Origin of the sequence: Nocardiopsis ganjiahuensis DSM 45031, assembly GCF_000341085.1 — a bacterium.
Lineage (GTDB): Bacteria > Actinomycetota > Actinomycetes > Streptosporangiales > Streptosporangiaceae > Nocardiopsis > Nocardiopsis ganjiahuensis.
Map to the genome: position 1 here is coordinate 431,809 of NZ_ANBA01000008.1, position 25,962 is coordinate 457,770.

Consider the following 25,962-nt stretch of genomic DNA (forward strand, 5'->3'; position numbering starts at 1 on the left):
CGCGATACTTGGGGCCGACGACGTCGGCCGTTATCCACGGGGGGTGAAGTGCGGGTTCTGCACGGTGTGTGGTCCAGGGACACGCTGGTGCTGTGGGGTGAGGGCGAACGCGCCCCGGACCCACCGGCCGGTGCGCACCCCTTCGCCGCGGGCACGGACGAGCTGCGCGAACTGGCCGCCGAGGCCGGACTCGACCCCGGCTCCCCCCGCGCCGTCGAACCCGTGCTGTCCCTGCCCGGCACCGCGGAGTCCCCCGCGGCCTCCGACGCCGCCGACACCGCGCCCGCGCAGCTCCGGCCCTGGCGGGTCCACGGCCTGGAGCTGTCCGCGGCCCAGGCCGACACCCTGCTGGGCGCCCTCGACGGCCTCCCCGTCACCGCCGGACCCGCCCTGATCCACCTGCGGGCGGTGCACGCCTTCGCCGAGCGGCTGGTCCTGGCCGGATGCGTCCTGCCCGACCTGGTCGGCGCCCCGCCCCGGGCCCGCTGGCGGCCCGCACCGCTCGACACCGCCGAGGAGCACCTGGCGGCACTCACCCGCACGCTTCCCCCCGCGGCCACCGCGCACCTGGGCCCCGAGGAGCGGGAGGAGGCGGCCCGCACCTGTGTGCTGGCCCCCCTCGAACTCCTCACCGACGCCTCCGCCCGGCGCCTGGCCGCCGCCCCGGCCGGGCCCGGCTCCGACGGCGGAGACCACGGAGGAGACGACGGCGGCCACGACCCCGAGCCCTCACCCGCCGCCCGCCTGGCGAGCGCGCTCACCGGCGAGTACACGCGGGTGGACACCGACACCGCCCGCGCTCTGAGCGGCCCCCTGCGCGAATGGCGTTCCCGGGTGCGCGGCGGCGGCCGGGCCCAACTGCTGTTCGTGCTGCGCGAGCCCGAACCCGAGAGCGCCCGGGGCGGCCCGCGCCCCTGGACCCTCGAGTTCTGGGTGCGATCCACCACCGACCCCGGCCTGCGCCTGCCCCTGGAACAGGTGTGGCTGGGCGAGGGCGCCGCCTGGCTGCCCGAGGACGTGGGCACCACCGCCCTGGCCGACCTGCGCCGCGCCGTCCGCCACCTGCCCCCGCTCCAGCGCGCCCTGCGCGACCTGGCCCCGGCCCGGCTCACCATGGACACCGCCGGCGCCCAGGCGTTCGTGGGCGGCGCCGCGGCCCGCCTGACCTCGGCGGGGTTCGGTGTGGTCCTGCCCGAGTGGAGCGGCCGCGGCGCCCTCGGACTGCGAATGACCGTGAACGAGGAGCCCCGGCGGCGCGGGCGCGGCGGGGTGGGCCCCACCGACCTGGTGGACGTGTCCTTCGAGGCGCTGCTGCAGGGGCCGGGCTCCGAGAAGCCCCTGGACCAGGCGGAGCTGGACGAACTCGCGGAGCTGGCCCGGCTCAAGCGCTCCCTGGTGCGGGTGCGCGGCCGGTGGATGGAGATGGACCCCGAACGGGTCGAGGCCGCCCTGGAGCTGATGCGCCGCAGCGGGCGCGGGCGGATGCGCCGCGAGGAGGCGCTGCGGGCGGCGATCGGGGTGGAGGAGACCCCGCTGCCGGTGGCGGACGTGGTCGCCGACGGCCCGCTGGGCGCCCTGCTGGACGGCGGGGCCAAGGCCGAACCGCGCCCCATGGGGACCCCGCCCGGGTTCGAGGGGAAACTGCGCCCGTACCAGGACCGGGGCTCGGCCTGGCTGCGGTTCCTGGGCGAGCTGGGGCTGGGCGCGGTCCTCGCCGACGACATGGGGCTCGGCAAGACCGTGCAGCTGCTGGCCCTGCTCACCGACGAACGCGCCGCGGGCCCCGCGCCCGGCCCCACCCTGCTGGTGTGTCCGGTGTCGCTGGTGGGCAACTGGCGGCGCGAGGCGGAGAAGTTCGCCCCGGGGCTGCGGGTGCACGTCCAGCACGGCCCGGACCGGCCGACCGGCAACGCGCTGGCCAGGATCGTGGGCGCCTGTGACCTGGTGGTCACCACCTACGGGGTGGTGGCGCGCGACTCCGACGAGCTGTCCGGCATGCCCTGGCACCGGGTGGTCTGCGACGAGGCGCAGGCGCTGAAGAACCACTCCACCCGGCAGGCTCAGGCGGTGCGTTCGCTGCCCGCCGCCACCCGGATCGCGCTCACCGGAACCCCGGTGGAGAACAACCTGGGCGAGCTGTGGTCGGTGATGGAGTTCGCCAACCCCGGCCTGCTGGGGTCGGCGGCCGACTTCCAGCGCGCGGTGGCCGACCGGGCCGAGGCCGAGGAGGGCGCGGGTGACGGCACGGACCTGGTGCGCCGGCTGACCGGCCCGTTCGTGCTGCGCAGGCTCAAGACCGACCGCTCGATCATCGCCGACCTGCCGGAGAAGCAGGAGATGCGCACCTGGTGCACGCTCACCCCCGAGCAGGCCTCGCTGTACAAGGCCGTGGTGGACGACATGGCCGAGCGGATGGCCGAGGCCGACGAGAAGGAGCGCAAGGGCCTGGTGCTGTCGACCATGACCCGGCTCAAGCAGATCTGCAACCACCCGGCCCAGTTCCTCGGGGACGGCTCGGCGCTGTCCGGGCGCTCGGGCAAGCTCGACCGGCTGGAGGCGATCCTGGGCGAGGCGGTGGCCGAGGGCGACAAGGCGCTGTGCTTCACCCAGTACGCGCGCTGGGGTGAGCGGCTGGCGCCGTACCTGCGGTCGAAGCTGGGGGTGCCGGTGCTGTGGCTGCACGGCGGCACCTCGCGGGCCGATCGGGAGCGGATGACCGAGCACTTCCAGGCGGTGGCCGGGCCCGTGGTCTTCCTGCTGTCGCTGAAGGCGGCCGGGACCGGGCTCAACCTGACCGCGGCCAACCACGTGGTGCACATGGACCGGTGGTGGAACCCGGCGGTGGAGAACCAGGCCACCGACCGGGCCTTCCGGATCGGCCAGCGCCGGGACGTGCAGGTGCGCAAGATGGTGTGCGTGGGCACTGTGGAGGAACGGGTGGACGCGATGATCGAACGCAAGAGCGCGCTGGCCGACGGCGCGGTGGCCACCGGTGAGCAGTGGTTGAGCGGGCTCTCCGTGGAGGACCTGCGCGAGGTGGTGCGGCTGGCGCCGGAGGCGGTGTCCGGATGAGCTGGTCGGAGCTGGTCGGCCAGGCCCTGGAGGGTTCCGGTGGCGCCGCCGTGGAGCGGATCGCCGTCCGCCCCGGCGAGGTGACCGCCCGGGTCCGGGGGCACGAGGTGAGCCTGATCCGGACGCTGTGGCCCGACGAGGAGTGGACCCGGGTCTGCGCGGCGCTGGCCTCACAGCCGCTGTTCCGGGCGCGGGTGCTCTCCGGGGAACTGCCCGAGGCGGCGGCCCGAGTGTTCGAGCTGCTCGGGCTGGACCTGGTGCCGCGGGGATGGGGCGACCTGGTGGCGACGTGCTCCTGCGACCACTGGGAGGGGCGGTGCGCGCACCTGGCCGCGACGGCCGCGGCGCTCGCCGCCGAGGCCGACCGCGACCCCTTCTCCCTGGTCCGGTGGGCGGGCCGGGAACGGCGCGCGGTGGTGGAACTGGTCAAGGACCTCCCCAGCGGAACAATGGGACCTTCGGCGCACGAGGCGTCGTTCGGCGACGATCACCACAGGAATCCCACCGGGGAACACCCCGGATCCGGGAACGGCGTTTTCGCCACGCAGGCACAAACAGCGGACCCTCTTTCACCCGCGGCCTTCTGGTCGGCGTCCCCACCGCCCCCCGTGCCACCCCTGCCCGAGGGCGTCGGAGACCGCGTCAGGGCCGCAGCGCCAGGGCATGTCGCCGATCACCTGCCCGGTTTCCACCGTTTCGGGAAGCCCTTTTCCGTACGTGAAGAGGGCCCGTGAAGTATCCGCTCGACTTTCTTGTGGAAAACTCCGGTAAGGCCCACGAAACACGGTTACGATTCGCCTGGAGACGACCCCGCACAACTAGTCCTGATTGGTACCTCTCCTATGGCCGATCGCTTCCCCCCACACATCGACATGGACACTCCGAGCATCGCCCGGATGTACGACTACCTGTTGGGAGGGAAAGACAACTTCGAGGCGGACCGCAAGGCCTGTGAGGAGCTCGCCGCGGGGGCGCCCGAGCTCGTCGCCTTCGCCAGGGACAACCGCGCCTTCCTCGGACGCGCCGTCGAGTACGTGAGCGGCCGGGGGGTGGAACAGTTCCTCGACCTCGGCGCGGGGCTGCCCACCGGGGAGAACACCCACCAGGTGGCGCAGAGGGCCAACCCCGGGGCGCGGGTGCTCTACGTGGACCACGACCCCATCGTGCTGGCGCACGGCAGGGCGCTGGTCGCCGACAGCTCCGGAACCGCCTTCCTGATGGCCGACATGCGCGACACCGACCTCATCCTCGGCTCTCCCGAGGCGCAGAGGCTGATCGACCCCGACCTGCCGGTCTGCGTCATGCTGGTCTCCCTGCTGCACTGCCTGCCCGACGAGTCCGACCCCTTCGGCCTGGTGCGCGTCCTGATGGACCGGCTGGCCCCCGGATCCTGCGTGATCTTCTCCCACATCGTCTCGGACGACACCGCGGCGGCCGCCTGGATGACCGACAAGATCCTGTCCTTCGGCACCCCGTGGGGCCGGGTGCGCAGCCCGGAGGAGGCCTCCCAGGTCTTCAGCGGGCTGGAGCTGGCCAGCCCCTGGACCGACGGCCGTGACCAGGGGCCCCGGGCCGTGGACTGCTCCACCTGGCGCCGACCCGACCAGGATCCGGTCGCCCGGCCCAAGGACCCGGACGTCAAGCGCTGGGAACTGGCCGGAGTGGCCTTCAAGGCCTGAGCCTGCCCGAGCCGACCGGGTCGCCGAAGGCGGCGGCCCCTCGGCCGGAGCGGGTCGCGGTCAGCAGCGGAGTCGGGCCGGACCGGGTCAGGACGGGTGGCGGCCGGGCCGGGGCAGCGCGGCCGGGCCGGGCGCAGGGCCGGTGGTGGGCGGGGCCGGGGTTCCGAGTTGTCGGTGAACGGTTAGAGCAGTCGGTGGATCTCGGAGTTGGAGGCGGCCTCGGCCATCCGGGCGAAGGTTCCGTGCTCGGCGACCTCGCGCGCGGCGGCCAGGGCCCCGGACAGCGCCGATCTCGACAGCCCCGAACCCAGGCTGACCCGCCTCGCTCCCAGTGCGCCCAGCTCCGCCACGGACATCCGCGCGACCGCGCCCGCCGCCAGGACGTTGACCGGGCGCCCCACCGCCGCGCACACGGTCCGGACGGTGTCGGCGTCCGGCAGTCCGGGCGCGTACAGCACGTCGGCGCCCGCCTCCTCGAAGGCCCGCAGCCGGCGGATCGTGTCCTCCAGGTCCGGTCGGCCGTACAGGAAGTTCTCCGCGCGGGCGGTGAGGACGAACGGGAACGGCAGTTCCCGCGCCGCCTCGGCGGCGGCGCGGACCCGGTCCACCGCGAGCCCGAACTCGTGGACCGGGGCGTCGGGGTCGGCCGTGGTGTCCTCGATCGAACCGCCCGCGATCCCCGTCCCGGCGGCCTCCCGGATGGTCCGGGCCACGTCCTCGGGACTGTCGCCGAACCCGTTCTCCAGGTCGGCCGTCACCGGAAGGTCCGTGGCCGCGGCGATCACCGCGGCGTTGCGCAGGGTCTCCTCGCGGGTGACCAGCCCGGCGCCGTCCCGGCGGCCCAGCCCGTGCGCGAGCCCGGCGCTGGTGGTGGCCAGGGCCGGGAAGCCGAGCCCCGCGAGCAGGCGGGCGCTCCCGGCGTCCCAGGCGTTGGCCACCACGAAGGCGTCCGGCCCCCGGTGCAGGTCCCGGAACCGTTCCGCGCGCGCCGACAGGCGCTGTTGCGAGTCGTCCATGCCCCTCCTTCTACCGTACGGATACGACAGTCGGGGCGCGGACGTCCCGGGACGGTCCGGAGGGCGGTCCGGGCACAGTGCGGAAGCGGCGGGGCTCAGTCCGCGGGGGCCTCGTCGAAGACCTCCTGGGCGATGGCGAAGGCCTTGTTGGCGGTCGGGACCCCGCAGTAGATCGCGGCCTGCAGGAAGACCTCGCCGATCTCGTCCGGGGTCAGGCCGTTGCGCAGGGCCGCGCGCACGTGCATGGCCAGTTCGCCCCAGTGGCCCTGGGCGGCCAGGGCGGTGAGCACCATGCAGCTGCGGGTGCGCCGGTCCAGGCCGGGGCGGGTCCAGATCTCGCCCCAGGCGTAGCGGGTGATGAGGTCCTGGAAGGGTTCGGTGAAGGCGGTCCTGCGGTCCTCAGCCCGGTCCACGTGGGCGTCGCCGAGTACGCTGCGGCGCACCCGCATCCCGGCGCCGTACCGGTCGGCGGAGGCCAGGTGCTGGGTGATGAGGGTGTTGACCTGGGCCGGGTGCGACCAGGACAGCAGGTGTGCGGCGCCCTCCAGCACCACGAACCGCGCGCCGGGGATCCGCTCGGCGATCAGCGCGCCGTTGCCGTCGGGCGGGGTGGAGGGGTCGTCGGCCCCGGCGACGACCAGGGTGGGCGCGGTGACGCGGTGCAGGTCCTCGCGCAGGTCGTAGTGCTCGATGGCGCCGCAGCAGCCCGCGTACCCCTCGTCGGGGGTGTCCGCGATCTGGTCGCGCAGGCGGGTGACCTCGTGGGGGTGCTCGGCCGTGAAGTCGGGGGTGAACCAGCGTCCGACCACGTTGTCGGCGAGGGCGGCGGTGCCCTTGGCGCGGGCCAGGGCGGCCCGGTCGCGCCAGTTCTGGGCGGGGCCCATGTAGGGGGAGGTGGCCATCAGGACCAGGTGGTCGAGGCGTTCGGGGGCGTTGACCGCCAGCCACTGGCCGACCATGCCGCCGATGGACAGGCCCGCGAAGTGGGTGCGCCCGATCCCGAGCCGGTCGAGCAGGGCCAGGACGTCCCCGCCGAGGTCGGCCATGCTGTAGGGGCCCTCGGGGGCGGGCGAGCGCCCGTGTCCGCGCAGGTCCACCCGGATCACGCGGAAGGCAGCGGAGAGCGCCTCGACCTGTGGCTCCCACATGTGCCCGTTGGTTCCGAGGGACCCGGCGAGCACCAGGGGCGGTGCGTCCGCGGGGCCGCTCACGACGTGGTGGAGGTCAACGCTCATGGGTTCCTTCTTCGTTCTCGGTACGGTCCGTCCGGCCGGTCCTACCCGTCACCCGGTCGGTGAACACCGGTGCTGCGCCGAGGTAGGCGGCGGGGTCGAGCAGGGCGCGGATCTGGTCGCGGGTGCGCAGGCCTCGGAGGTGTTCGGCCATGGCCTCCGCCGGGTCCCGGCCCTCGTCCACCGCGGCCCGGCAGGCGGCGGTGACCCGGCGGTGGGCCTCCATGCGGCCGAGTTCGGGGGCCAGGTCCGTGGTGACGCGTTCGCTGAGGGCCAGGCCCGCGGTGAGGTCCAGGTTGGCGCGCATGCGGTCGGGGTGGACGCGCAGGCGCTGGACGCTGACACGGAGCCAGGACACGGCGGATCCGGTGCGGCGCAGGAGGTCGGTGAGGGGGAGCCATTCGGCGTGCCAGGAGCCGGCGGCGCGCTGGTGCTCCTGGATCTGGGCGGCGAAGAGGGTAGCGACCAGGCCGGGGGCCTGTCGGGCGGCGGCCAGGGCGCTGACGGCCGCGATCGGGTTGCGTTTGTGCGGCATGGTGGAGGATCCGCCGGCGCCGCTGCCTCCGTCCTCGGTGAGTTCGCCGACCTCGGTCTGGGCCAGCAGGACGATGTCCTGGGCGACCGTTCCGGTGGCGCCGCTCACCCGGCCCAGGGCGGCGGCGACCTCGGCGACGCGACCGCGCTCGGTGTGCCAGGGCAGGTCGGGTTCGGGCAGGTCGAGGCGGGCGGCGAAGGCGGCGGCCACAGCGGGGCCGCGGGGGTGGAGGGAGGCGAGGGTGCCCACGGCACCGCCGAGCTGGGCGGCGAGGTGGTGGGTGAGCACGTCGTCGAGCCGGTCGGCCGCGCCGCTCAGGCCGCAGGCCCAGCCCGCGGCGACGGCGCCGAAGGTGGTGGGCAGGGCCTGTTGGAGCAGGGTGCGGCCGGGCATGGGTGCGGTGCGCTGCTGGTCGGCGAGCGCCCGCAGGTCGGTGGTGAGGGCGTCCAGTTCGGCGTGCAGGACCCGTCCGGCCCGGCGGACCACGAGCATGGCAGCGGTGTCCATGACGTCCTGGCTGGTGGCACCGCGGTGGACGTGGCGGGCCGCCTCGGGGTCGGCTTCGTTCACGTGTGCGGTGAGCTGTTCGACCAGGGGGATGACGGGGTTGCCGCCGCCCTCGGCGGCCCTGCCCAGGGCCTCCGGATCGTAGCGGTCGGCGTCGCACGCGGCGGCGATGGTCGCGGCCTGGTCCCCCGTGGCCTCCCCCGCCTCGGCCAGGGCGAAGGCGAGGGCGGCCTCGGCGTCGAGCAGAGCCTGGAGCCAGGCGGTGTCGTCGGTGAGCGGCCCGAGGGGGCCGTGGTTGAGGACACCGTCGAACAGGCCGGTCATGGGTGCTTCCTTGTCTGGCTCAGGGTGGGCTCGGGGTCGGGGACGTCGGTCAGATGTCGAAGAAGACGGTCTCGTTCTCCCCCTGGAGTCGGATGTCGAGGCGGTAGCCGTCCTCCTCGCGCCGGGCGACGAGGGTGGCGCGGGCGGCCGGATCCGCGATGGAGCCCAGGACAGGGTCGGCGGCGTTGGCCGCCTCCTCCTCGGGAAAGTACAGGCGGGTGACGACGCGGTGCAGCATGCCGCGCGCGAAGACGGAGATGTCGACGTGGGGCGCCTGGTCGCCGGTGGGACCGGGGACCGGCCCGGGTTTGAGGGTGAGAATCCCGTAGGAGCCCGAGGCGTCCGTGGGGCAGCGCCCGAATCCGCGGAAGCCCGGCAGACTGCGCGCACCTCTCGGGTCGTCGGGGTGGTCGAAGCGGCCCTCGGGGTCGGCCTGCCAGGTCTCGACCAGGGCGTCGGTGACGATGGCGCCCGCTCCGTCGTGGACGGTGCCGCGCAGCCAGACCGCGCCGGGTGTGCCCTCGGCGACGGCGAAGGGGCCGTCCGGCCAGGGCAGGCCGATGTGCAGGTACGGGCCGACCGTCTGGGCGGGGGTCGTGGGATGGGTGCTCACTCGTCGTCCTCCAGGACCTCTTCCTCGGACTCGAACGGGGTCTGTTCGTGTCCGCGCAGCACGATGTCCCACCGGTAGGCCAGGGCCCACTCGGGTTCGGTGGTGTCGTGGTCGAACCGGGCCAGCATGCGCTCGCGGGCCTTCTCGTCGGGGACCGACTGCCACATGGGGTCCTGGAAGAACAGCGGGTCGTCGGGGAAGTACATCTGGGTGACGAGGCGCTGGGTGAAGGCCCGCCCGAACAGGGAGAAGTGGATGTGGGCGGGACGCCAGGCGTTCCGGTGGTTCTTCCAGGGGTAGGCGCCGGGCCGGACGGTGACGAACCGGTAGCGGCCCCCGGCGTCGGTGATGACGCGGCCGACCCCGGTGAAGTTGGGGTCCAGCGGGGCGGGCCAGTTGTCGCTGGTGTGGAGGTAGCGTCCGGCGGCGTTGGCCTGCCAGATCTCCACGAGGGTGTGCGGGACGGGGCGGCCGTCGCTGTCGCGGACCTGTCCGTGCACGATGATGCGCTGGCCCTGGGGCTCGTCGTCGTGCTGGCGGGTGAGGTCGTGGTCGTGGGCGCCGAGGCGGTCCTGGCCCAGCACGGGCGAGGTGATCTCGGTGAGCATGTGCGGCAGGAGCGTGAGCGGGCGCTTGGGGTGGCGCAGCGCGGTGCTCTTGTACCCGGGGTAGTCCAGTGGCGGGTGGGTGTCGTGGTCGCGGACGTATCCGGGGACGTGGAGCCCGGAGTCGGTGGACATGCGGTGCTTCCTTTCGGGGAGGGCCCCGGGGGACACCCGGGGCCCTTGGCGTCAGGCGTGTTCCGTCAGGCGTGCAGTACGACGGCCAGGCCCTGGCCGACGCCGATGCACAGGGCGGCCAGGCCCCATCCTCCGCCGCGCCGGCGCAGTTCGTGGGCGAGCGATCCGATGACGCGCGCGCCGGAGGCGCCGAGCGGGTGGCCGATGGCGATGGCGCCGCCGTTGCGGTTGACGATGTCGGGGTCCAGGTCCTTCCATGCTCGGATGCAGGCCAGGGACTGGGCGGCGAAGGCCTCGTTGAGTTCGACGGCGGTCAGGTCGCCCCAGCCGATCCCGGCGCGTTCGAGGGCGGTCTCGGCGGCGCGGACGGGGCCGATGCCGAACACGTCGGGGTCGACCCCGGCGGCGCCCCGGCTGACCACGCGGGCGAGGGGTTCCAGGCCGGCGGCGGTGGCTGCGGCCTCGCTGCCGAGCAGGAGCGCGGCGGCGCCGTCGTTGAGGGGTGAGGCGTTGCCCGCGGTGATGGTGCCCTCGTCGCGGAAGGCCGGTTCGAGCCCGGCGAGCTTCTCGGGGGAGCTCTCGCGGATGCTCTCGTCGCGGTCCAGGCGGGCGCCCTCGACCTGGACGATCTCGGCGTCGAAGGTCCCGTCGGCCCAGGCGCGGGCGGCCTTGGTGTGGCTGGCCAGGGCGAAGGCGTCCTGGTCCTCGCGGCTGACCCCGTGCTGTTCGGCGAGACCCTCGGTGCCCTCACCGAGGGAGACGGTCCACTTCCGGGGCATGCGCGGGTTGACCATGCGCCAGCCCAGGGTGGTGGAGTGCAGTGTGGCGTTGACGGCGGGGAATCCCTTGGCCGGTTTGGGCAGCACCCAGGGGGCGCGGCTCATGGACTCCACTCCCCCGGCCAGGACCAGGGAGGCGTCGCCGGTCTGGATGGCGCGGCTGCCCTGGACGACCGCCTCCATCCCGGATCCGCAGAGGCGGTTGACGGTGGCTCCGGGGACGGAGGTGGGCAGCCCGGCCAGGAGCGCGGCCATGCGGGCGACGTTGCGGTTCTCCTCGCCCGCGCCGTTGGCGTTGCCGAACAGGACCTCGTCGAGGGCGGCGGGGTCCAGGCCGGGCGCGCGTCGGGTGAGGGCGCTGATCACGTGTGCGGCGAGGTCGTCGGGGCGGGTGCCGGAGAGGGCGCCGCCGTACTTGCCGAAGGGGGTGCGGACGGCGTCGAGGACGTGGACGTCGGTCACCGTGGGCCTCCTGGTTCGAGGGGTGTGTGTCCGTCGGGCGGGGTCGCGCTGTGCGGGGTTCCGCGATCTGTTACCTAACAGTGTTAGGCAACGGTAGCGGAACGGCTTCAGGCGGCCCCGGTCAGGGAACGGACCACGGAGAGCTCGGTGTCGGTGGGGGCCGGGGTGCGCACGAGGTCGTCGGAGACCCTCAGGTCCCAGCCGGTCGCCTCGCGCACCGCCGACACCTCCACGCCCGGGTGCACGCCCACCAGGGTGAGCTCCCGGGTGATCGGGTCGGGTTCGAGCACACCGAGGTCGGTGATGACCCGGACGGGACCGGCCCCGGTCAGGCCGAGCCGCTCCCGGTCGCCCGGGCCCGCGCCGTGGCCCACCGAGGTCACGAAATCCACCTTGTCCACGAACGCGCGGCGGCTGTGGCGCATGATCACGATGACCTCGCGACAGGAGGCGGCGATCTCGGGGGCGCCGCCGGCCCCGGGCAGGCGCACCCGGGGGTCGTCGTAGTCGCCGATGACGGTGGTGTTGATGTTGGCGTAGCGGTCGATCTGGGCGGCGCCCAGGAACCCGGCGTCGATGCGCCCGGCCTGGAGCCAGTAGTTGAAGACCTCGGGCACCGAGACCACGGTGTCGGCGGTATCGGCGAGGATCCCGTCACCGATGGACAGCGGCAGGTGGTCGGGGGACGCGCCCAGGGTGCCGGACTCGTAGATCATCCACAGGTCGGGGGCGTGGGTGCGGCTGGCCACGTTGGCTGCGGTGCTGGGCAGGCCGATGCCGACGAAGCAGGCCATCCCGTCGCGCAGCGAGCGCGCCGCGGTGACGGTCATGATCTCGTCGGACGTCCAGGTCACGGTGGTCACGCGCCTCTCCCAGCGGGTTCGGGGTCGCCGGCGTCCGGGGAACCGGGCGCCGGGGGGACAGCGGGGGTCGGGGCCGTCCGGCCGGGGGCGGCCGAGGTGAGTTCGCGGAGCCAGGCGGTGAAGGCCTCGCGGTCGCGGCCGATCGCGTCCCAGTCCTTGTACGCGGCGTTGTCCCGCTCGTAGTAGCCGTGCGCGTAGGAGGGGGCTGCGCCGCCGGGCACGACACTGACCGCGTCGACGACCCGGCTCGGCAGGATCACCTGGCCGGGGACGGGATCGAGCACGTCCACGACCTCCTCCACGGTGGCCAGGACCCGGTCGGCGGCCAGGGCGGCCTCCTTCTGGATGCCGGTGATGCCCCACAGCTGCACGTTGCCCGCGGTGTCCGCGCGCTGGGCGTGGATGACGGTGACGTCGGGGTTGAGCGCGGGGACAGCGGCCAGTTCCTGCCCGGTGAAGGGACAGGTGACCGTTTTGATGTTGGGGTTGTTCTCGACCAGGTCGGTGCCGCTGTAGCCGCGCAGGACGGCGAAGGGCAGACCGGAGGCGCCGGCGACGTAGCGGTTGGCCATCCCCGCGTGGCTGTGCTCCTCGATCTCCAGCGGGGCCGGCCACGCGTCGGTGACCGCGTCACGGAAGCGGTGCAGCGAGCCCACCCCGGGGTTGCCGCCCCAGGAGAAGACGAGCTTGCGCGCGCATCCGGCGCCGATGAGCTGGTCGTAGACGATGTCGGGTGTCATCCGGACCAGCGTGAGGTCGCGCAGGCCCTGACGGATGATCTCGTGCCCGGCGGCCACGGGGATGAGGTGGGTGAACCCCTCCAGGGCGACGGTGTCGCCGTCATGGATGAGCTGTCGGACCGCCTCGCCCAGGGGCACGACCATGGTGATCCTCCCGTTCGTATAGCGAATGGATGTTCACAGTGCGAACAACTGGGTATGACCGTAGCGCCGATCACAGGAAGGGTCAAGGCATGCCCTGCCTGTTCGGTATGAGAACATCGCGATGACCGCGAGCCGCCGTGACGCGCCCGCACCCCCTGTCCTCGACCCCGGAAGGCCCCATGACCACCGAAGACGCCCCCGACCGCGGAGCCCACTTCGTCCAGTCCCTGGAACGGGGACTCATGGTCGTCCGCGCCTTCTCCGCCGAGCGGCCGGCGATGACTCTCAGCGAGGTCGCGCGCGCCACCGACCTCACCCGGGCCGCCGCCCGGCGCTTCCTGCTGACCCTGGTGGACCTCGGATACGTGCGCACCGACGGCCGGATGTTCTCCCTGACCCCGCGCGTGCTGGAGCTCGGCTACGCCTACGTGGCCTCCGCCGGGCTGCCCGACGTGGCCCAGCCGCACCTGGAGGACCTGTCCTCCCGGGTCCACGAGTCGGCCTCGGTGTCGGTGCTCGAGGGCGACGACGTCCTCTACGTCGCCCGTGTGGCCACCTCGCGGATCATGGCCGTGTCCATCGCCGTGGGCACGCGCTTCCCCGCCTCCACCACCTCCATGGGCCGGGTCCTGCTGGCCGGGTACGACGAGGCCGGACTCACCTCGTACCTGGACCGGGTCGCGCTGAAGCCGCTGACCCGGTTCACCATCACCGACACCGCCGAGCTGCGCACGGAGATCCTGCGCGTGCGCGAGCAGGGTTACGCGATCGTCGACCAGGAACTGGAGGAGGGCCTGCGCTCCCTGGCCGCCCCCATCCACGACGGCGACGGCCGGGTGATCGCCGCGGCCAACGTGTCCGCGCACGCCAACCGGTCCTCGATCGACGACGTGCGCCGCGATCTGCTCCCCGCCCTGCTGGAGACCACGGCCCTCATCGAGGCCGACCTCGCCTCGGTCGCCCGCCGCGACGCCACCGGCTGACCCGTGGGGGCCAGCTGGGTCCCGGTGCGGCCGCTCCCGGGCACCGCACCGGAGGCCGTGGGCGCCTTGTTCGCCGAGCACACCCGGCTGGCCCGGGAGGCCGAGCGGGCCGGCCCGGGAAGCTCCGGTCACACCGGCGCGCAGGCCGCCTTCGAGGAGGCGGGCGACCGGCTGCTCGGCACGGTCGAACCGGCCGTGAACGGTGACGGTCGCCGCCGCACGTTCCCGGTGGCGGCGATGGCCGAAAGCCCCGTGCTCCCGCCCCGCTGGCGACGGGAGGCCCCGGGCTCGATGGCCCCGGCCGAGGCCGCGCGCTCGGTCGAACGGTGGCGGACCTGGACCGGCTGGGTGCGCGAGGGCAGGATCCCGCACTTCATGGCGGCGATGCGCACGCGCGAGCGGGCGCGGGTCCTGCTCCGGAAGTGGGACAGGGCCGCCGACCTCGCCGAGAGCACCCGCGGCCTCCCCCTTTCCTGGGCCGGAGGCGAGCGGCTGGAACTCGCCCGGGAGGCGATCCCCGGCCGGGAACCGCCACTGGCCGTTCCCGGTGAACGGCGCCCGCCGGATCACCCCGAGGACGACCGCCCCGAACCGAACGAGTTCTGGGTCCGGTCCGAGGTGGACGCCTTCGCCCGGAACCTGGCCGAGGCCCTGCACGAGTACGACCAGTGCGTCCCTCGGCGTTGGAGGGCGGGCCCGGTCCCCATCGAACCCGAGCCGGGCGACGACCCATGGCTGACGGAGTTCCTGGACTGGGCCGAGCCGTTCACCCGCGACGGCTGGGGGCTGTACCTGTGGCGCTGAGCGGCCGACGCGAGTACCCCTACGTGGGCCCGGAGGAGATCCTGGCCCTGGTCACGCTGGTCAGCGAACAGCGGCACCGAAGGCGGGAGCACCCCCAGGCCTGCACGAACCGGTTGAACGTGTCGCGGCCGGTCAATGCCCGAGACGAAACAGCGGCAGCAAAGGAGGGAGTGGGCCGAGGCAGCCTTCGGGTCTCAGCTTTGCGGGGCTGGGTGCCTGAAACTCGCATACAGAGGCGTCCGATGCTTCCGAAACCCCTAAATCCCCGATGATCTTGCTACCAGAGGCGATCTCGGCGCCGAGATCGCCTCTGGTAGCAAGATCGTTTACGGGGAGGGGCCCGAAACCCGCTCCGGGAGGGGTCCGCGCCGCCCTCGCTACCGCTTGTCCGTTGGAGCCGATGACCGGCCGCAGCACGGCCAACCGGCCCGAGCGGAGCTGGGGAACCCTACCGCCTTCGCTGCCGCTTTTCGATACGTGCGCGACCAGCCGCGACACGGCCCGGCGTTGGGCGCAGGCCTGGGGGCACGCCCGGACCAGCCCGGACAGGCAAGGCACGACCGAAGAGCAACCGCCCTGGACAGGGACTCAGGTGTCCTCGGCGGTGCGGGCGCGGTGGCGGCGGACGGCGTCGCGGTTGCCGCAGGCGGGCGAGCAGTAGCGCTGGCGGCCGTTGCGGGAGAAGTCGGCGTAGACGCGCGTGCAGTCACGGGCCGCGCACCGGCCCAGGCGGCTCATCCCCCGTCCGGTCAGGTGCAGGGCGGTACCGACGGCGATCAGCGAGGCGATCTGCCGGTGGGCGGGCAGGTCGTCGGGGCGGTAGTGCAGGTGCCAGCCGGTACCCGCGTGGTCGGTGAGCCGCGGCGGACCGGAGTACTCGGCGAGCAGGGCGTTGAGCCGCTCGGCGCGGACGGGCTCGTCCGGACTGTCGACAACGGCGGTCCAGCCCGACAAAAAGGCGCGGACCTCGGCGAGGTCGTCCTCCCCCACCGCCCGTTCCAGGAGGAAGCCGGTGTCGGCGCAGCGCCGTTCCAGGTCGGCGGTGCCGGCGCACGGCCGGTTGACCAGGTCCACCGCGAGCGCCAAGGGCTCCTGCCCGTAAGGGTTGAGATGCATAACGCCATTACATCAGACTGGGCGCATGAGCGACCACGAACACCGCTGGACCACCGACTCCACCCACCCGACCAGCGAGGGGGTGGTCACGTACCAGCGCTGCCGCTGCGGCGAGCACCGCGTGGCCCTCTCCCCGCCCATCACCCAGGCGCGTGCTGTCACCCGGTCGCGCCGCGGCCGCTGAACCCCCCTCGCCCCGACCGCCCGCCGCCCCCGGGACGGCCCCCAGGGCGGCCCGGATCAGACCGGGGCGGCTCCGGGGTCAGCCCGGGGCGCAGATCCCCCGCTCCAGGGTGCGCACCACCGTCGGCGCCACCGCGTGCCGCGGCATCTGGCCGCGCTCGGCCCGCTCCAGGCCGGTGAAGACCAGGGCCCACAGGACCTGCACCACCCAGGCGGGATCGGCCTCGGGGTCGAACACACCCTCCTCCTGCCCCCGCCGCACCAGGTTCGTGAGGAGGTCGGGTTCGGGATCCGTGGCGGCGGGGGCGTCGTCGAAGACCTCGTTGGCGGTGTCGCCGAAGGCGAAGACCACCCAGTCACCCACCTCCACGTGGGCGGCGACCACGCGCCGCATCGCCTCCAGGGCGGACCCCTTCTCCACCTCGGCCTCGTCCATCACCCGGCCGATCTCGGAGAGCGCCTCCTGGTAGGTGGCGGCCAGCAGGACCTCGCGGTCGGGGAAGTAGCGGTGCAGGGTGCTGCGCCCCACCTCGGCGGCCTCGGCGACCGCTGACAGCGGGGCGTTGCGGTCGTGGGCCAGGACGGTGGCGGCCGCGCGCAGGATCGCGCCCCGGGTCCGGGCACGCACCCCCGCCCTGGGGTTCTCGGTGCTCGTCATGGCGCCAACCTATCGCCCTCACCAGAACGGCAAACATGGATCTCTTTTTGACACAGTGGTGTCCCATTATGATCTAATGGGATCCCATCAAGGCGACGAGAGGAACCCGAACCATGCGCATCCTGGTGACCGGAGCCGGCGGAACCGTCGGCTCCGCGGTGGTCCCGCTGCTCCTCGAGCGCGAGGCCGCCGTCCGCGCGCTCAGCCGAGACCCCGCCCGCCGCACCTTCCCTGCGGGTGTCGAACCCGTCGCGGGCGACCTCGAGAGGCCCTGGACCCTCGACGGCGTCTTCGACGGCGTGGACGCCGTCATGCTCTACCCGCACCCCGAGACCGCGGAGGAGGTCGTGGCCAGGACCAGGGACGCGGGCGTGCGGCGGATCGTCCTGATGTCCTCGTCCTCGGTGGAGACCGACCCCGACGCCGACACCTCGGGCAACTTCGGCCACCAGCACCACCGGCCGGTGGAGGAGGCCGTGGAGCGCTCCGGGCTGGAGTGGACGCACCTGCGCGGCGGCGAGTTCATGGTCAACGACCTCGACTCCTACCCGGACTCTGTCCGTGCCGAGGGCGTGATCCGCGCGCCCAACGGCGACCACCCCGGAGCCCCCGTGCACGAGGCCGACGTGGCCGACATGGCGGTGGCCGCGCTCCTGGAGGACGGCCACCAGGGCCGGGCCTACGAGATCACCGGCCCCGAGCACATCACCCCCGCCCAGCGCGCCGCCGTGATCTCCCGGGCCCTGGGAAGGGAGATCGCCTTCGTCGAGCTGACCCTGGCCGAGACCCGCGAACTGTGGATCTCCCAGGGCGTTCCGCCCGAGGTCTGCGACTGGCTGCTGTGGGAGCCCGGCCCGGAGGACGAGGGCGCCCCATGGGGGCCGGACGAGTTCGTCTCCAAGGACTACGAGCGGGTCATGGGCCGCCCCGGACGCGACTACGCCCGGTGGGTCGCCGACCACATCGACGCCTTCCGGTAACCGCTGCCCCGGCGGGACCGGGTACCTTGCGCGTCCCGGCGGCTCCTGGAATCCTGCCGTCCCCGGCCGGAAGAACGACACGGAGCGGCGGAGACGGGCCATGCCACCACCGAACTGGCACCATGGCACCGACCAGGCCGCCGCGCCGCAGTGGAAGGACGACAGTGACCGACGCACACAGCACACCCCACGTCGCAGAGCAGGCGGGAACGCTCCTCCTCGGAGGCGACCTACCGGTCCACCGCCTGGGGTTCGGGGCGATGCGGATCGTCGGCGAGGGGGTGTGGGGGCCGCCCCGGGACCGGGACGAGGCCCTGGCCGTACTGCGGCGGGCCGTCGAGCTCGGGGTGAACTTCATCGACACGGCCGACTCCTACGGGCCGCAGATCAGCGAACAGCTCATCCGCGAGGCGCTCTACCCCTACACCGACGACCTGGTCATCGGCACCAAGGCCGGATTCGTGCGGACCGGTCCGGCGCAGTGGCACAGGATGGGCCGCCCCGAGTACCTCAAACAGCAGGTGGAGCTGAGCCTGCGCAACCTGGGGGTGGAGCGGATCGACCTCATGCAGTTGCACCGCATCGACCCCGAGGTTCCGCTGGCCGACCAGCTCGGCGCGCTGGTCGAGCTCCAGCGCGAGGGCAAGATCCGCCACATCGGGCTGAGCGAGGTGAACGTGGACGAGCTGTCGGCGGCCCGCGCGATCGCGCCGGTCGCCTCGGTGCAGAACCAGTACGCGCCGTCCTTCCGCCAGTCCGAGGACGTCCTGGAGCAGTGCGAGAAGGACGGGATCGCCTTCCTCCCCTGGGCCCCGGTCGGGCGCGGCGAGATGGCCTCCGCCGACTCCCCGCTGGCCGCCGTCGCCGCCGAGCACGGGGTGAGCCCGGTTCAGCTCGCGCTGTCCTGGCTGCTGCACCGCTCCCCCGTGATGCTGCCGATCCCCGGCACCTCGCGGGTGGCGCACCTGGAGGAGAACACGCGGGCCGCGGCGGTGCGCCTGTCCGCCGAGGAGGTCGAGCGGATCAGCCAGCTGCTCTCCTGACCCGGGGGAAGGGCACAGGAGCCCGGGAAAGGCTCCAGATCCTCGGGGAGGGCGCAGCCCTTCGTACCGGAGCGCCCGACCCTCAGCGCACGTGAACCCCCGCGCGGGCGGCCACGACGGCCGCCCGCGCGCTGCGTTCGGCGACGGCCTCGTCCAGGGGGTCCCCGCTGGCCAGCAAGCGGTAGTACAGGGGCGCGGAGACCGCGCGGACGACCTCGCGGGCGTCGGTGCCCTCGGGGAGCTCACCCCGTTCCACCGCCTGCTCCACGCAGGGCACCCACTCGCTGATGCGCACCTCGTAGAAGCGGTTCAGGGCCCGGGCGGTGCGTTCGTCGCAGGTGGCCGCGGCGATGATCGCCTTGAACAGGGGCCCCTGGCGCGGGTGGGCCAGGGTGTCGCGGACCAGGCGGGCGTTGGCGAGCAGGTCCTTGAGCAGCGATCCGGTCTCGACCCGCGGCTGCGACTGCTCGGCCATGTCCTGGAGCAGGTCCGCCACGAGCGCGGGCACCGACCCCCAGCGGCGGTAGACGGTGGTCCGGCCGACCCCGGCCCTGCGTGCGACGTCGGTCAGGTCCAGGCCGCCCATACCGCTCTCGGCGAGCGCGTCGCCCGCGGCGGACAGCACGGCGGCGCGCACTCGCGCGGTCCGACCACCCGGCCGCGTACCACCGGGTTCCCCGACCAGCACCATGAAGGGACTCCCATTCCGTCAACGGTCCTTCCGTGCTAGCGTACGCGCTGTACTAACGGGATATTTGTACCATTAACAGGGGGACGTCATGCGTTACCGCAATCTGGGCGCTAGTGGCCTGCTCGTGCCGGAACTGAGCCTGGGCACCGGCACCTTCGGGGGCAGCGGTCCCTTGTTCGGCGAGTGGGGGACCACCGGCACCGAACAGGCACGCCGCCTCGTGGACCTGAGCCTGGACGCGGGAGTGACCCTCTTCGACAGTGCCGACGTCTACTCCGACGGCGCCGCCGAGGAGGTGCTCGGACAGGCCGTGCAGGGCCGCCGCGACCGGGTCCTGATCTCCACCAAGGTCGGCCTGCCCATGGGCGAGGGGCCCCAGGACGCGGGGACCTCGCGCTCACGGCTGATCCGCACCACCGAGGACGCCCTGCGCCGCCTAGGCACCGACCGAATCGACCTGCTCCAGCTCCACGCCTTCGACGCCTCGACCCCGGTGGAGGAGACCCTGTCCGCGCTGGACACGCTGGTGCGCGACGGCAAGGTGCGCTACGTGGGCGCGTCCAACTTCTCCGGCTGGCAGTTGATGAAGTCCTTGGCCTCCGCGGATCGGCTGCATCTGCCCCGGCACGTGGCGCACCAGGTGTACTACTCGCTGGTGGGACGCGACTACGAGTGGGAGCTCATGCCACTGGGCCGCGACCAGGGGGTGGGCGCCCTGGTGTGGAGCCCGCTCGGCTGGGGTCGGCTCACCGGCCGGGTGCGCCGCGGTGTTCCGCTGCCCGAGCGCAGCCGCCTGCACCGCACCTCCGGCTTCGGCCCGCCGGTCGCCGAGGACCTGCTCTTCGACGTGGTGGACGTGCTGTTCGAGCTGGCCGCGGAGACCGGCAGGACCGTGCCCCAGGTCGCAATCAACTGGCTGCTGCGGCGGCCCACGGTGGCCTCGGTGATCATCGGGGCCCGTACCGAGGAGCAGTTGGTCGAGAACCTGGGCGCGGTGGGCTGGGAGCTGGACGCCGAGCAGGTGGCCCGGCTGGACGCGGTGAGCCGCCGCGAGGCGCCCTACCCCTACTACCCGTACCGCCGCCAGGAGGGGTTCGCCCGCCTGGACCCGCCGATGTTCGCCTGAGCGGACGGGCGCCCGGACACGCACGCGGTCCGCCGGAGCCTCCTCCGGCGGACCGCGTGCGTGGGGCCGTCAAGCTGTGCGGCCGTCGTGGCGGCCGCCGGGTCCCGGTCGCGCCGGGACGCCGTTGGATCCCGGTTCAGCTGGGACGCAGGCGGAACACCTGCAAGCGCATGTCGTAGTACTTCTCGGTCTCGCCGACCCACTCCATCCCGAGCCTGCGTGCGACGGCGATCGCCCGCTCGTTGCGGGGGCGTGCGACCGCGAACACCTCCTCGATCCCCTGCTTGAACGCCCAGCCGATGATGGCCTTGCTCGCCTCGGTGGCGTAGCCCTGCCCCCACACGTCCGGACGCAGCGCCCAGGTCAGTTCGAAGTCCTCCTCGAAGGGCGGCAGCAGCTTCAGCGACAGCCCTCCCACCAGTTGTCCGTCTTCCTCACGGACGATCGCCCATCGCCCGGCGGGTGGGATCAGGTTCGGTCCCGCCTCGATCCAGGCGTGTAGCACCGAGCGCATCGCGCTGATGTCGGTCACCGGTTGCCACTCCGGCGTCAGCCAGTGCGCGACCTCCTCGGCCCCGTAGATCTGCAGGGCCGCGTCGGCATCGCCCAGCTCCCACTCCCTGATCAGGAGTCGTTCGGTTGGCAGCTCAAGGCTCATACCACAACGGTAACCCGGGACCAACCACCGGGACAGGGGGGTGGCACAAGAGTCTGAACTCCCTCCCCCGCAGGCCCTCCCGTCTCGCCGGACACAGAAACCCTCCGTTCGCACCCCTTCACAGAACGGAGGCGATCTTTTAGGGTGAGTGGTTCTGGGAGCGCTCCCAAGTCCATCGGCGCACCGCCTGGCGTTCCCGATCCGGCACGACCACCCCCACGCTCTCCCGCTCACAGCTCAAGGAGTCGTCCATGAAACCGCACCGGCCCGTACTGGGCGCAGCGACCGCGCTGGCCCTGGGCCTCCTCGCCTCGGCATGCGCGACCACCGTGGAAGCGGTGTCCCACTCCGAGGAGGCCGCCGACGCGCCCCGGGCAGCCGAGTACTACGTCAACCCGGACACCGCGGCCGCGGCCTGGGTCGCCGACAACCCCGACGACCCCCGCGCCGCACTGATCGGCGAGCGCATCGCCGGAGTCGCCCAGGCCACCTGGTTCACGACGCACAACCCCGACAGCATCCGATCCGAGGTGGACGCCCTGGTCGGCGCCGCCGAGGCCGACGGCACCGTGCCCGTCATGGTGGTCTACAACGTCCCAGGCCGGGACTGCGGCAACCACAGCGGCGGCGGCGCCCCCGACCACGCGTCCTACCGGGCCTGGATCGACGGCTTCGCCGCCGGTCTCGACGGCCGCCCCGCCGCCGTCGTGGTGGAGCCGGACGCGCTCTCCCTGATGGGCAGCTGCGAGGGCCAGCCCCCGGCCGAGGTCATGGACTCGCTGGCCTACGCGGGGCAGGCCCTGATCGAGGGGTCGGACCAGGCCCGCGTGTACCTGGACGTCGGGCACTCGGACTGGCACTCCCCGGAGAAGGTGGCCGAACTGCTGCACGGAGTGAACGCGGGCGAGAGCGCCCACGGGATCGCGACCAACACCTCCAACTACCGCACCACCGCCGACGAGGTCGCCTACGCCGAGGAGATCATCGCGGCCAGCGGCCTGGACCTGACCGCCGTGGTGGACACCAGCCGCAACGGCAACGGCCCCGCCGACGACAGCGAGTGGTGCGACCCGCCCGGCCGCGCCCTGGGCACCCCCACCACCTCCGACACCGGCAACCCGCTCGTCGACGCCTTCCTGTGGGTGAAGCTGCCCGGTGAGGCCGACGGCTGCGCGGGTCCGGCCGGATCGTTCATCCCGGACATCGCCCACGAGCTGGCCGAGAACGCCGGGGGCTGACCCGGCCCCGGCCGGTGGCGCGCGACGGCCGGTTCCCGTCGCGGCCCTGTTCGGGCGACGCCGAACAGCACCGGCCCGCAGGGGCGCCACTGCCTGGAGGGGTGTCGGCCCCCGCCGCACGAACGGGGGCCGACGCCCCTTCCTTTCCGGCCCCGCCTCCCGGCACCGCCCCGGGCGCGTCCGGCCGGACGCGCCTTCCGGAGCGACCAGTAGGAGGCGCTCGGCAGGAGCAGCCCGAAGGTGAGAGCGAACCAGGCCACCCCGAGCAGGGCCGCCAGGACGAGCCCCGCTCCGAGGGAGCGCCCCCGCCCCGTGCGCTGGCGCAGGACCTAGAACAGGGAGAACGCCGCCGGAAGGACACCGAGGACCGCCAGCGCCTGCGCCGCCTGGACCGTCCGGATCACCACCGGTGACACGTCCTGGAGCCCGGTGACGGTCAGGACGATCACGGTCCAGGCGACGACGCGCCCACCACGCAGGCCGAGGCGAAGCCGATCTCCCGGACCCGGTCGCCGGCCACGCGCACGGCGATGGTCCGCTGCCCCCGACCTCCCGCCACACCCAGGGTCCGGTCTCCTCGTAGGCGCCGGGGGCGGCGGATCCTCCTCTCATGCCGGATGTCAGAAACACACCGGCATCGCACCCGGTCCCGTTTCCTCCAGGATCTCGTGAGCCGAGGTGCCGGAAGGCCGTGTCTGGGCGAGCGACGGCACTGCACTGCACTGCACTGCACTGCACTGCACTGCACTGGCGAAGCATGCGGGCCTTCCGCGCCCTCTTGCAGGGTCAACCACCCATATCCTCGAACTCCGCAAGGAGACAGCGAAAATACTTTCCCATCCGCGTCTTTTTCTTGCCATCATGTGACTTGCCCTTACTTCCGGCACGAGGAGCTCCCTGCATGCTGTTCAGTCACGACCCCCACCACGACGGGTCGTCCGATTACGTGACCCTCGACGGGACCCGGGCGCACCTGCGGGTGCGGGTCCCGGGTGGCGCGGACGCGGTGTACGCGAACGTGGTGGAGGACGGCGAGGCGGGCCTGGTCGAGGGCGAGCTGGAACGCACCGAGGACGGGGTCAGCTGGTTCACCGTGGAGATCCCCCTCCAGCCCGTGGTGACCTCCTACCGGTTCGCGATCGTGCGCGAGCGCCGCTACACCTGGCTCGACCAGGCCGGCGCACACGACCACGAGGTCACCGACGACGGCAACTTCCGACTGGTCAACGCCCCTGCCCCGCCCTCCTGGGTGCCCGGGACCACCGTCTACCAGATCTTCCCGGACCGGTTCGCCCGCGACGACGACTCCGTCGAACCGCTCTCCGAGCACCCCGACTGGGCGGTCCCCCGCGCCTGGGACGACGAGCCCGCCGGGTTCGGCCCGGACGCGCCCGCGGAGTACTACGGCGGCACCCTGGAGGGCGTGCGCCGCCACCTGGACCACCTGGCCGGCCTCGGCGCGGAGGTGGTGTACCTGACCCCGTTCTTCCCGGCCCGCTCCACCCACCGCTACGACGCCTCCAGCTTCACCGAGGTGGACCCCCTGCTCGGCGGCGACGCGGCCCTGCGCGCCCTGACCCGGGAGGCGCACGCGCGCGGCATGAAGGTGATGGGCGACCTGACCACCAACCACACCGGCGCCGAGCACGAGTGGTTTCTGGCCGCCCAGGCCGACCCGGCCTCGGAGGAGGCGGGGTACTACTACTTCGACGAGCACCCCGACGACTACGTGAGCTGGCTGGGCGTGCGTTCGCTGCCCAAGCTCGACTACTCCTCCGCCGCGCTGCGCGAGCGCGTGTACGGCGCCGACGACTCGGTGCTGGTGGACCGTCTGGGCGGCGAGGAGGGCCTGGACGGCTGGCGGATCGACGTGGCCAACATGACCGGCCGCCTGGGCGCCCAGGACGTCAACCACGAGGTCTCCGGCGAGATCGCCGCCAGGATGCGCGAGGCGGCCCCGCAGGCGTGGCTGCTGGCCGAGCACTTCTACGACGCCGGGCCCGACACCCGCCACGACGGCTGGCACGGCGTGATGAACTACGCCGGGTTCACCCGGCCGGTGTGGGCCTGGCTGAACACCGGCCCGGAAGGGGTGCGGTACGCGGCCACGCACACGTCGGCGCCACTGCCCCGCAGCGGTGCGGCCGAGGCCGTGCGGGCGATGCGGGCCACCAACGCGGGGCTGCCCTGGCGGGTGCGTACGCACAGCGTGAACGCGCTGAGCACCCACGACTCCGCGCGTTTTCGCACCGTGGTGGCCGACCCGGTGCTCCAGGCGGTGGGTGTGGCCGCGCAGGCCACGCTGCCGGGGGTGCCGTTCGTGTTCGCCGGGGACGAGATCGGGCTGGAGGGCCGTGACGGGGAGAATTCGCGGCGCACGATGCCCTGGCACCGCCCCGGGGACTGGGACCGTCGGGTGCTGGACTCGCACCGCCGCCTGCTCGCCCTGCACCGGGACCTGCCCGCCCTCCAGAGCGGCGGGCTGCGCTGGCTGGACGCGGGCGAGCACCACATGACGTTCCTGCGGACCCTGGGCGAGCAGGTGGTCCTGGTGCACCTGACCGACGGCCCGCACGGGGAGCGGATGGCCTCCCCGGGCGAGCTGGACGCGGTCGGCCTGGAGGTCGTGGACAGCGACGGCGGGGTGCGGGTCCAGCTCGACGGCAAGGTGACCCTGTCCGCCGAGGGCCCGGGCTACGCGGTGGCGGTCGGGACCCGCGCCGCGGCCTGAGAGGAAGGACGGGCCGGGCACTCCGACGGGCCCGGCCCGTCCCGGCGCCCCGCACGTACCGGCCGCGGGCGCTCGGGACCGGCCGCGGGCGCTCGGGACCGGCTGCGGGCGCTCGGGACCGGCCGCGGGCGCTCGGGACCGACAGGAGCCCGGGTGGCGGTCGGAGGCGGCGCGGACGGGTCAGCCGAGGAGGGGCTCGACGTCCTTGACGATGCGGGAGACCACGTCGGCGGTGCGGCCGGTGAAGTAGAAGTGGTCACCGGGCAGGGTGTGGTGGGCGAAGCCGCCCTCGACGTGGCGGGCCCAGCCCGCGAGGCGTTCGGGGGTCATGCCCCGGTCCTCGGAGCCGCCGAAGACCGACAGCGGGACCCGGAGCGGCGGGGCCTGGGGGTCGGGGCTCCAGGTGTCGACCAGTTCCAGGTCGGCGCGCATCAGCGGCTCGACGTAGGACCACAGGTCGGGATCCTCCAGCGCGTGCCTGGAGGTGCCTCCCATGCGGACGATGGCCTCGCGCAGGCGCTCGGCGGAGACCAGGTGGCGGGGTTCGGCGCGCTCGGGCCCGCGTTCGGGGCTCCAGGCGGAGGCGCCCAGCCAGACCGGCGGATTCCCGTGATCGGTCAGGCGGCGGGTGAGCTCGTAGGCGACCAGTGCGCCCATGCTGTGGCCGAAGAGGCCGAAGGGTCGGTCGAGCTCAGGGCGAATCACCTCGTGCATGCGCTCGGCCAGGGCCCCGGCGTCGCGGACGGGCTCCTCGGCGACGCTGCGGGCGCGGCCGGGGGCGTCCAGGAGGCAGACCTCCCAGTCCGCGGGGAAGTGCCGCACCCAGCCCCGGTACCCGAGGTGGGAGCCGCCCGCGTGGTGAAGGACGAAGAGCCGGAAACGGCTGTCGGGAACGGGTCTGAGCCGGGTCAGGGCGCCCTCGTGCACGGATCTCCTCGTCTTTCTACCGTCGGGTAACAACGAGAACCTACCAGCCGGTAATAAGCCTTGGGCAACTCGTCGGACTCGCTCGACTCCCCCGCGTGAGCACCGCCACAGCCCACCC

24 protein-coding genes are annotated in these 25,962 nt (G+C 73.3%); 11 read left to right on the top strand and 13 right to left on the bottom strand.

The genetic code is table 11. From position 1 onward, the window contains the following. Positions 1-48: 48 nt before the first annotated feature. The 3 genes from D458_RS0110535 to D458_RS0110545 all read left to right on the top strand — a co-directional run bounded on the left by D458_RS0110535 (position 49) and on the right by D458_RS0110545 (position 4,751). Positions 49-3,072: a DEAD/DEAH box helicase gene (locus D458_RS0110535; protein ID WP_017586708.1), complete on the top strand. Its 3,024-nt coding sequence runs from the start codon at positions 49-51 to the stop codon at positions 3,070-3,072. Then, positions 3,069-3,806, top strand: a complete 738-nt coding sequence (locus tag D458_RS0110540) for an SWIM zinc finger family protein (protein WP_017586709.1) — start codon at positions 3,069-3,071, stop codon at positions 3,804-3,806. The genes D458_RS0110535 and D458_RS0110540 overlap by 4 nt, the downstream gene beginning before the upstream one ends. A 108-nt stretch (positions 3,807-3,914) precedes the next feature. Then, positions 3,915-4,751, top strand: a complete 837-nt coding sequence (locus tag D458_RS0110545) for an SAM-dependent methyltransferase (protein ID WP_017586710.1) — start codon at positions 3,915-3,917, stop codon at positions 4,749-4,751. A gap of 182 nt (positions 4,752-4,933) precedes the next feature. Here the strand turns inward: D458_RS0110545 and D458_RS0110550 are convergent, their stop codons facing one another. From D458_RS0110550 to D458_RS0110585, 8 genes are all read right to left on the bottom strand, one after another. Continuing rightward, positions 4,934-5,767: an isocitrate lyase/PEP mutase family protein gene (locus D458_RS0110550; RefSeq protein ID WP_017586711.1), complete on the bottom strand. Its 834-nt coding sequence runs from the start codon at positions 5,765-5,767 to the stop codon at positions 4,934-4,936. A gap of 95 nt (positions 5,768-5,862) precedes the next feature. Continuing rightward, the gene (gene pcaDC, locus D458_RS0110555) at positions 5,863-7,002 is read right to left on the bottom strand and encodes a bifunctional 3-oxoadipate enol-lactonase/4-carboxymuconolactone decarboxylase PcaDC (protein WP_017586712.1); all 1,140 of its coding nucleotides are present in this window, start codon (positions 7,000-7,002) and stop codon (positions 5,863-5,865) included. Then, positions 6,992-8,365: a 3-carboxy-cis,cis-muconate cycloisomerase gene (pcaB, locus tag D458_RS0110560; RefSeq protein WP_017586713.1), complete on the bottom strand. Its 1,374-nt coding sequence runs from the start codon at positions 8,363-8,365 to the stop codon at positions 6,992-6,994. The genes pcaDC and pcaB overlap by 11 nt, the downstream gene beginning before the upstream one ends. Positions 8,366-8,414: 49 nt before the next feature. Beyond that, a complete protein-coding gene (gene pcaG / locus D458_RS0110565; RefSeq protein ID WP_017586714.1) occupies positions 8,415-8,978 on the bottom strand; it encodes a protocatechuate 3,4-dioxygenase subunit alpha in 564 nt (187 codons plus the stop codon). Next, entirely contained in the window at positions 8,975-9,718 is a 744-nt protein-coding gene (gene pcaH / locus D458_RS0110570) for a protocatechuate 3,4-dioxygenase subunit beta (RefSeq protein ID WP_017586715.1), read from the bottom strand. The genes pcaG and pcaH overlap by 4 nt, the downstream gene beginning before the upstream one ends. A 65-nt stretch (positions 9,719-9,783) precedes the next feature. After that, positions 9,784-10,959 carry a thiolase family protein gene (locus D458_RS0110575; protein ID WP_017586716.1) on the bottom strand — a complete coding sequence of 392 codons (1,176 nt, stop codon included), beginning with the start codon at positions 10,957-10,959 and terminating at the stop codon, positions 9,784-9,786. A gap of 107 nt (positions 10,960-11,066) precedes the next feature. Next, a complete protein-coding gene (locus tag D458_RS0110580; protein WP_017586717.1) occupies positions 11,067-11,822 on the bottom strand; it encodes a CoA-transferase subunit beta in 756 nt (251 codons plus the stop codon). Further along, entirely contained in the window at positions 11,819-12,706 is an 888-nt protein-coding gene (locus D458_RS0110585; RefSeq protein ID WP_017586718.1) for a CoA transferase subunit A, read from the bottom strand. Before D458_RS0110585 ends, D458_RS0110580 begins: the two co-directional genes overlap by 4 nt. A 179-nt stretch (positions 12,707-12,885) precedes the next feature. Between D458_RS0110585 and D458_RS0110590 the strand changes: the two genes are divergently transcribed. After that, positions 12,886-13,689 carry an IclR family transcriptional regulator domain-containing protein gene (locus D458_RS0110590; RefSeq protein WP_017586719.1) on the top strand — a complete coding sequence of 268 codons (804 nt, stop codon included), beginning with the start codon at positions 12,886-12,888 and terminating at the stop codon, positions 13,687-13,689. Positions 13,690-13,692: 3 nt separating this feature from the next. After that, complete coding sequence (locus D458_RS0110595; RefSeq protein ID WP_017586720.1) at positions 13,693-14,493, top strand: hypothetical protein; 801 nt, start codon at positions 13,693-13,695, stop codon at positions 14,491-14,493. 588 nt (positions 14,494-15,081) lie between these two features. Here the strand turns inward: D458_RS0110595 and D458_RS0110600 are convergent. Beyond that, positions 15,082-15,609 (bottom strand): CGNR zinc finger domain-containing protein, encoded by a 528-nt coding sequence (locus D458_RS0110600; protein WP_026119179.1) that lies wholly within the window; start codon positions 15,607-15,609, stop codon positions 15,082-15,084. A gap of 25 nt (positions 15,610-15,634) precedes the next feature. Between D458_RS0110600 and D458_RS36950 the strand changes: the two genes are divergently transcribed. Beyond that, positions 15,635-15,793 carry a hypothetical protein gene (locus D458_RS36950; RefSeq protein WP_017586722.1) on the top strand — a complete coding sequence of 53 codons (159 nt, stop codon included), beginning with the start codon at positions 15,635-15,637 and terminating at the stop codon, positions 15,791-15,793. Positions 15,794-15,871: 78 nt separating this feature from the next. Here D458_RS36950 and D458_RS0110610 read toward each other — a convergent pair whose 3' ends face one another. Continuing rightward, a complete protein-coding gene (locus D458_RS0110610) occupies positions 15,872-16,450 on the bottom strand; it encodes a TetR/AcrR family transcriptional regulator (protein ID WP_017586723.1) in 579 nt (192 codons plus the stop codon). Between the two features lie 113 nt (positions 16,451-16,563). Here D458_RS0110610 and D458_RS0110615 point away from each other — a divergent pair, with 113 nt between their 5' ends. Both D458_RS0110615 and D458_RS0110620 read left to right on the top strand, forming a co-directional pair. Further along, positions 16,564-17,430, top strand: coding sequence for an NAD(P)H-binding protein (locus D458_RS0110615; protein WP_017586724.1), 867 nt, complete (start codon positions 16,564-16,566; stop codon positions 17,428-17,430). A 164-nt stretch (positions 17,431-17,594) separates the two neighbouring features. Continuing rightward, positions 17,595-18,473, top strand: coding sequence for an aldo/keto reductase (locus D458_RS0110620; RefSeq protein WP_017586725.1), 879 nt, complete (start codon positions 17,595-17,597; stop codon positions 18,471-18,473). 82 nt (positions 18,474-18,555) lie between these two features. Here the strand turns inward: D458_RS0110620 and D458_RS0110625 are convergent, their stop codons facing one another. Further along, complete coding sequence (locus tag D458_RS0110625; RefSeq protein WP_017586726.1) at positions 18,556-19,164, bottom strand: TetR/AcrR family transcriptional regulator; 609 nt, start codon at positions 19,162-19,164, stop codon at positions 18,556-18,558. 88 nt (positions 19,165-19,252) lie between these two features. On the opposite strand from D458_RS0110625, the gene D458_RS0110630 reads away from it, so the two are divergent. Next, a complete protein-coding gene (locus tag D458_RS0110630) occupies positions 19,253-20,290 on the top strand; it encodes an aldo/keto reductase (RefSeq protein ID WP_026119180.1) in 1,038 nt (345 codons plus the stop codon). 136 nt (positions 20,291-20,426) lie between these two features. Here the strand turns inward: D458_RS0110630 and D458_RS0110635 are convergent, their stop codons facing one another. Further along, entirely contained in the window at positions 20,427-20,948 is a 522-nt protein-coding gene (locus tag D458_RS0110635; RefSeq protein ID WP_017586728.1) for a GNAT family N-acetyltransferase, read from the bottom strand. Between the two features lie 251 nt (positions 20,949-21,199). Here D458_RS0110635 and D458_RS0110640 point away from each other — a divergent pair, with 251 nt between their 5' ends. Both D458_RS0110640 and D458_RS0110650 read left to right on the top strand, forming a co-directional pair. Beyond that, positions 21,200-22,186 carry a glycoside hydrolase family 6 protein gene (locus D458_RS0110640; RefSeq protein WP_017586729.1) on the top strand — a complete coding sequence of 329 codons (987 nt, stop codon included), beginning with the start codon at positions 21,200-21,202 and terminating at the stop codon, positions 22,184-22,186. Between the two features lie 901 nt (positions 22,187-23,087). Beyond that, entirely contained in the window at positions 23,088-24,917 is a 1,830-nt protein-coding gene (locus tag D458_RS0110650) for a glycoside hydrolase family 13 protein (RefSeq protein ID WP_017586731.1), read from the top strand. 180 nt (positions 24,918-25,097) lie between these two features. On the opposite strand, the gene D458_RS0110655 is transcribed toward D458_RS0110650, so the two are convergent. Continuing rightward, a complete protein-coding gene (locus D458_RS0110655; protein ID WP_017586732.1) occupies positions 25,098-25,844 on the bottom strand; it encodes a thioesterase II family protein in 747 nt (248 codons plus the stop codon). Positions 25,845-25,962 lie beyond the last annotated feature (118 nt).

Bases quoted from the DNA above. Each gene is read 5' to 3' on its own strand.
- D458_RS0110540 (WP_017586709.1), top strand. From the start codon at position 3,069: ATGAGCTGGTCGGAGCTGGTCGGCCAGGCCCTGGAGGGTTCCGGTGGC.
- D458_RS0110545 (WP_017586710.1), top strand. From the start codon at position 3,915: ATGGCCGATCGCTTCCCCCCACACATCGACATGGACACTCCGAGCATC.
- D458_RS0110550 (WP_017586711.1), bottom strand. From the start codon at position 5,767: ATGGACGACTCGCAACAGCGCCTGTCGGCGCGCGCGGAACGGTTCCGG.
- pcaDC (WP_017586712.1), bottom strand. From the start codon at position 7,002: ATGAGCGTTGACCTCCACCACGTCGTGAGCGGCCCCGCGGACGCACCG.
- pcaB (WP_017586713.1), bottom strand. From the start codon at position 8,365: ATGACCGGCCTGTTCGACGGTGTCCTCAACCACGGCCCCCTCGGGCCG.
- pcaH (WP_017586715.1), bottom strand. From the start codon at position 9,718: ATGTCCACCGACTCCGGGCTCCACGTCCCCGGATACGTCCGCGACCAC.
- D458_RS0110585 (WP_017586718.1), bottom strand. From the start codon at position 12,706: ATGGTCGTGCCCCTGGGCGAGGCGGTCCGACAGCTCATCCATGACGGC.
- D458_RS0110590 (WP_017586719.1), top strand. From the start codon at position 12,886: ATGACCACCGAAGACGCCCCCGACCGCGGAGCCCACTTCGTCCAGTCC.
- D458_RS0110600 (WP_026119179.1), bottom strand. From the start codon at position 15,609: ATGCATCTCAACCCTTACGGGCAGGAGCCCTTGGCGCTCGCGGTGGAC.
- D458_RS36950 (WP_017586722.1), top strand. From the start codon at position 15,635: ATGAGCGACCACGAACACCGCTGGACCACCGACTCCACCCACCCGACC.
- D458_RS0110610 (WP_017586723.1), bottom strand. From the start codon at position 16,450: ATGACGAGCACCGAGAACCCCAGGGCGGGGGTGCGTGCCCGGACCCGG.
- D458_RS0110615 (WP_017586724.1), top strand. From the start codon at position 16,564: ATGCGCATCCTGGTGACCGGAGCCGGCGGAACCGTCGGCTCCGCGGTG.
- D458_RS0110625 (WP_017586726.1), bottom strand. From the start codon at position 19,164: ATGGTGCTGGTCGGGGAACCCGGTGGTACGCGGCCGGGTGGTCGGACC.
- D458_RS0110630 (WP_026119180.1), top strand. From the start codon at position 19,253: ATGCGTTACCGCAATCTGGGCGCTAGTGGCCTGCTCGTGCCGGAACTG.
- D458_RS0110635 (WP_017586728.1), bottom strand. From the start codon at position 20,948: ATGAGCCTTGAGCTGCCAACCGAACGACTCCTGATCAGGGAGTGGGAG.
- D458_RS0110640 (WP_017586729.1), top strand. From the start codon at position 21,200: ATGAAACCGCACCGGCCCGTACTGGGCGCAGCGACCGCGCTGGCCCTG.
- D458_RS0110650 (WP_017586731.1), top strand. From the start codon at position 23,088: ATGCTGTTCAGTCACGACCCCCACCACGACGGGTCGTCCGATTACGTG.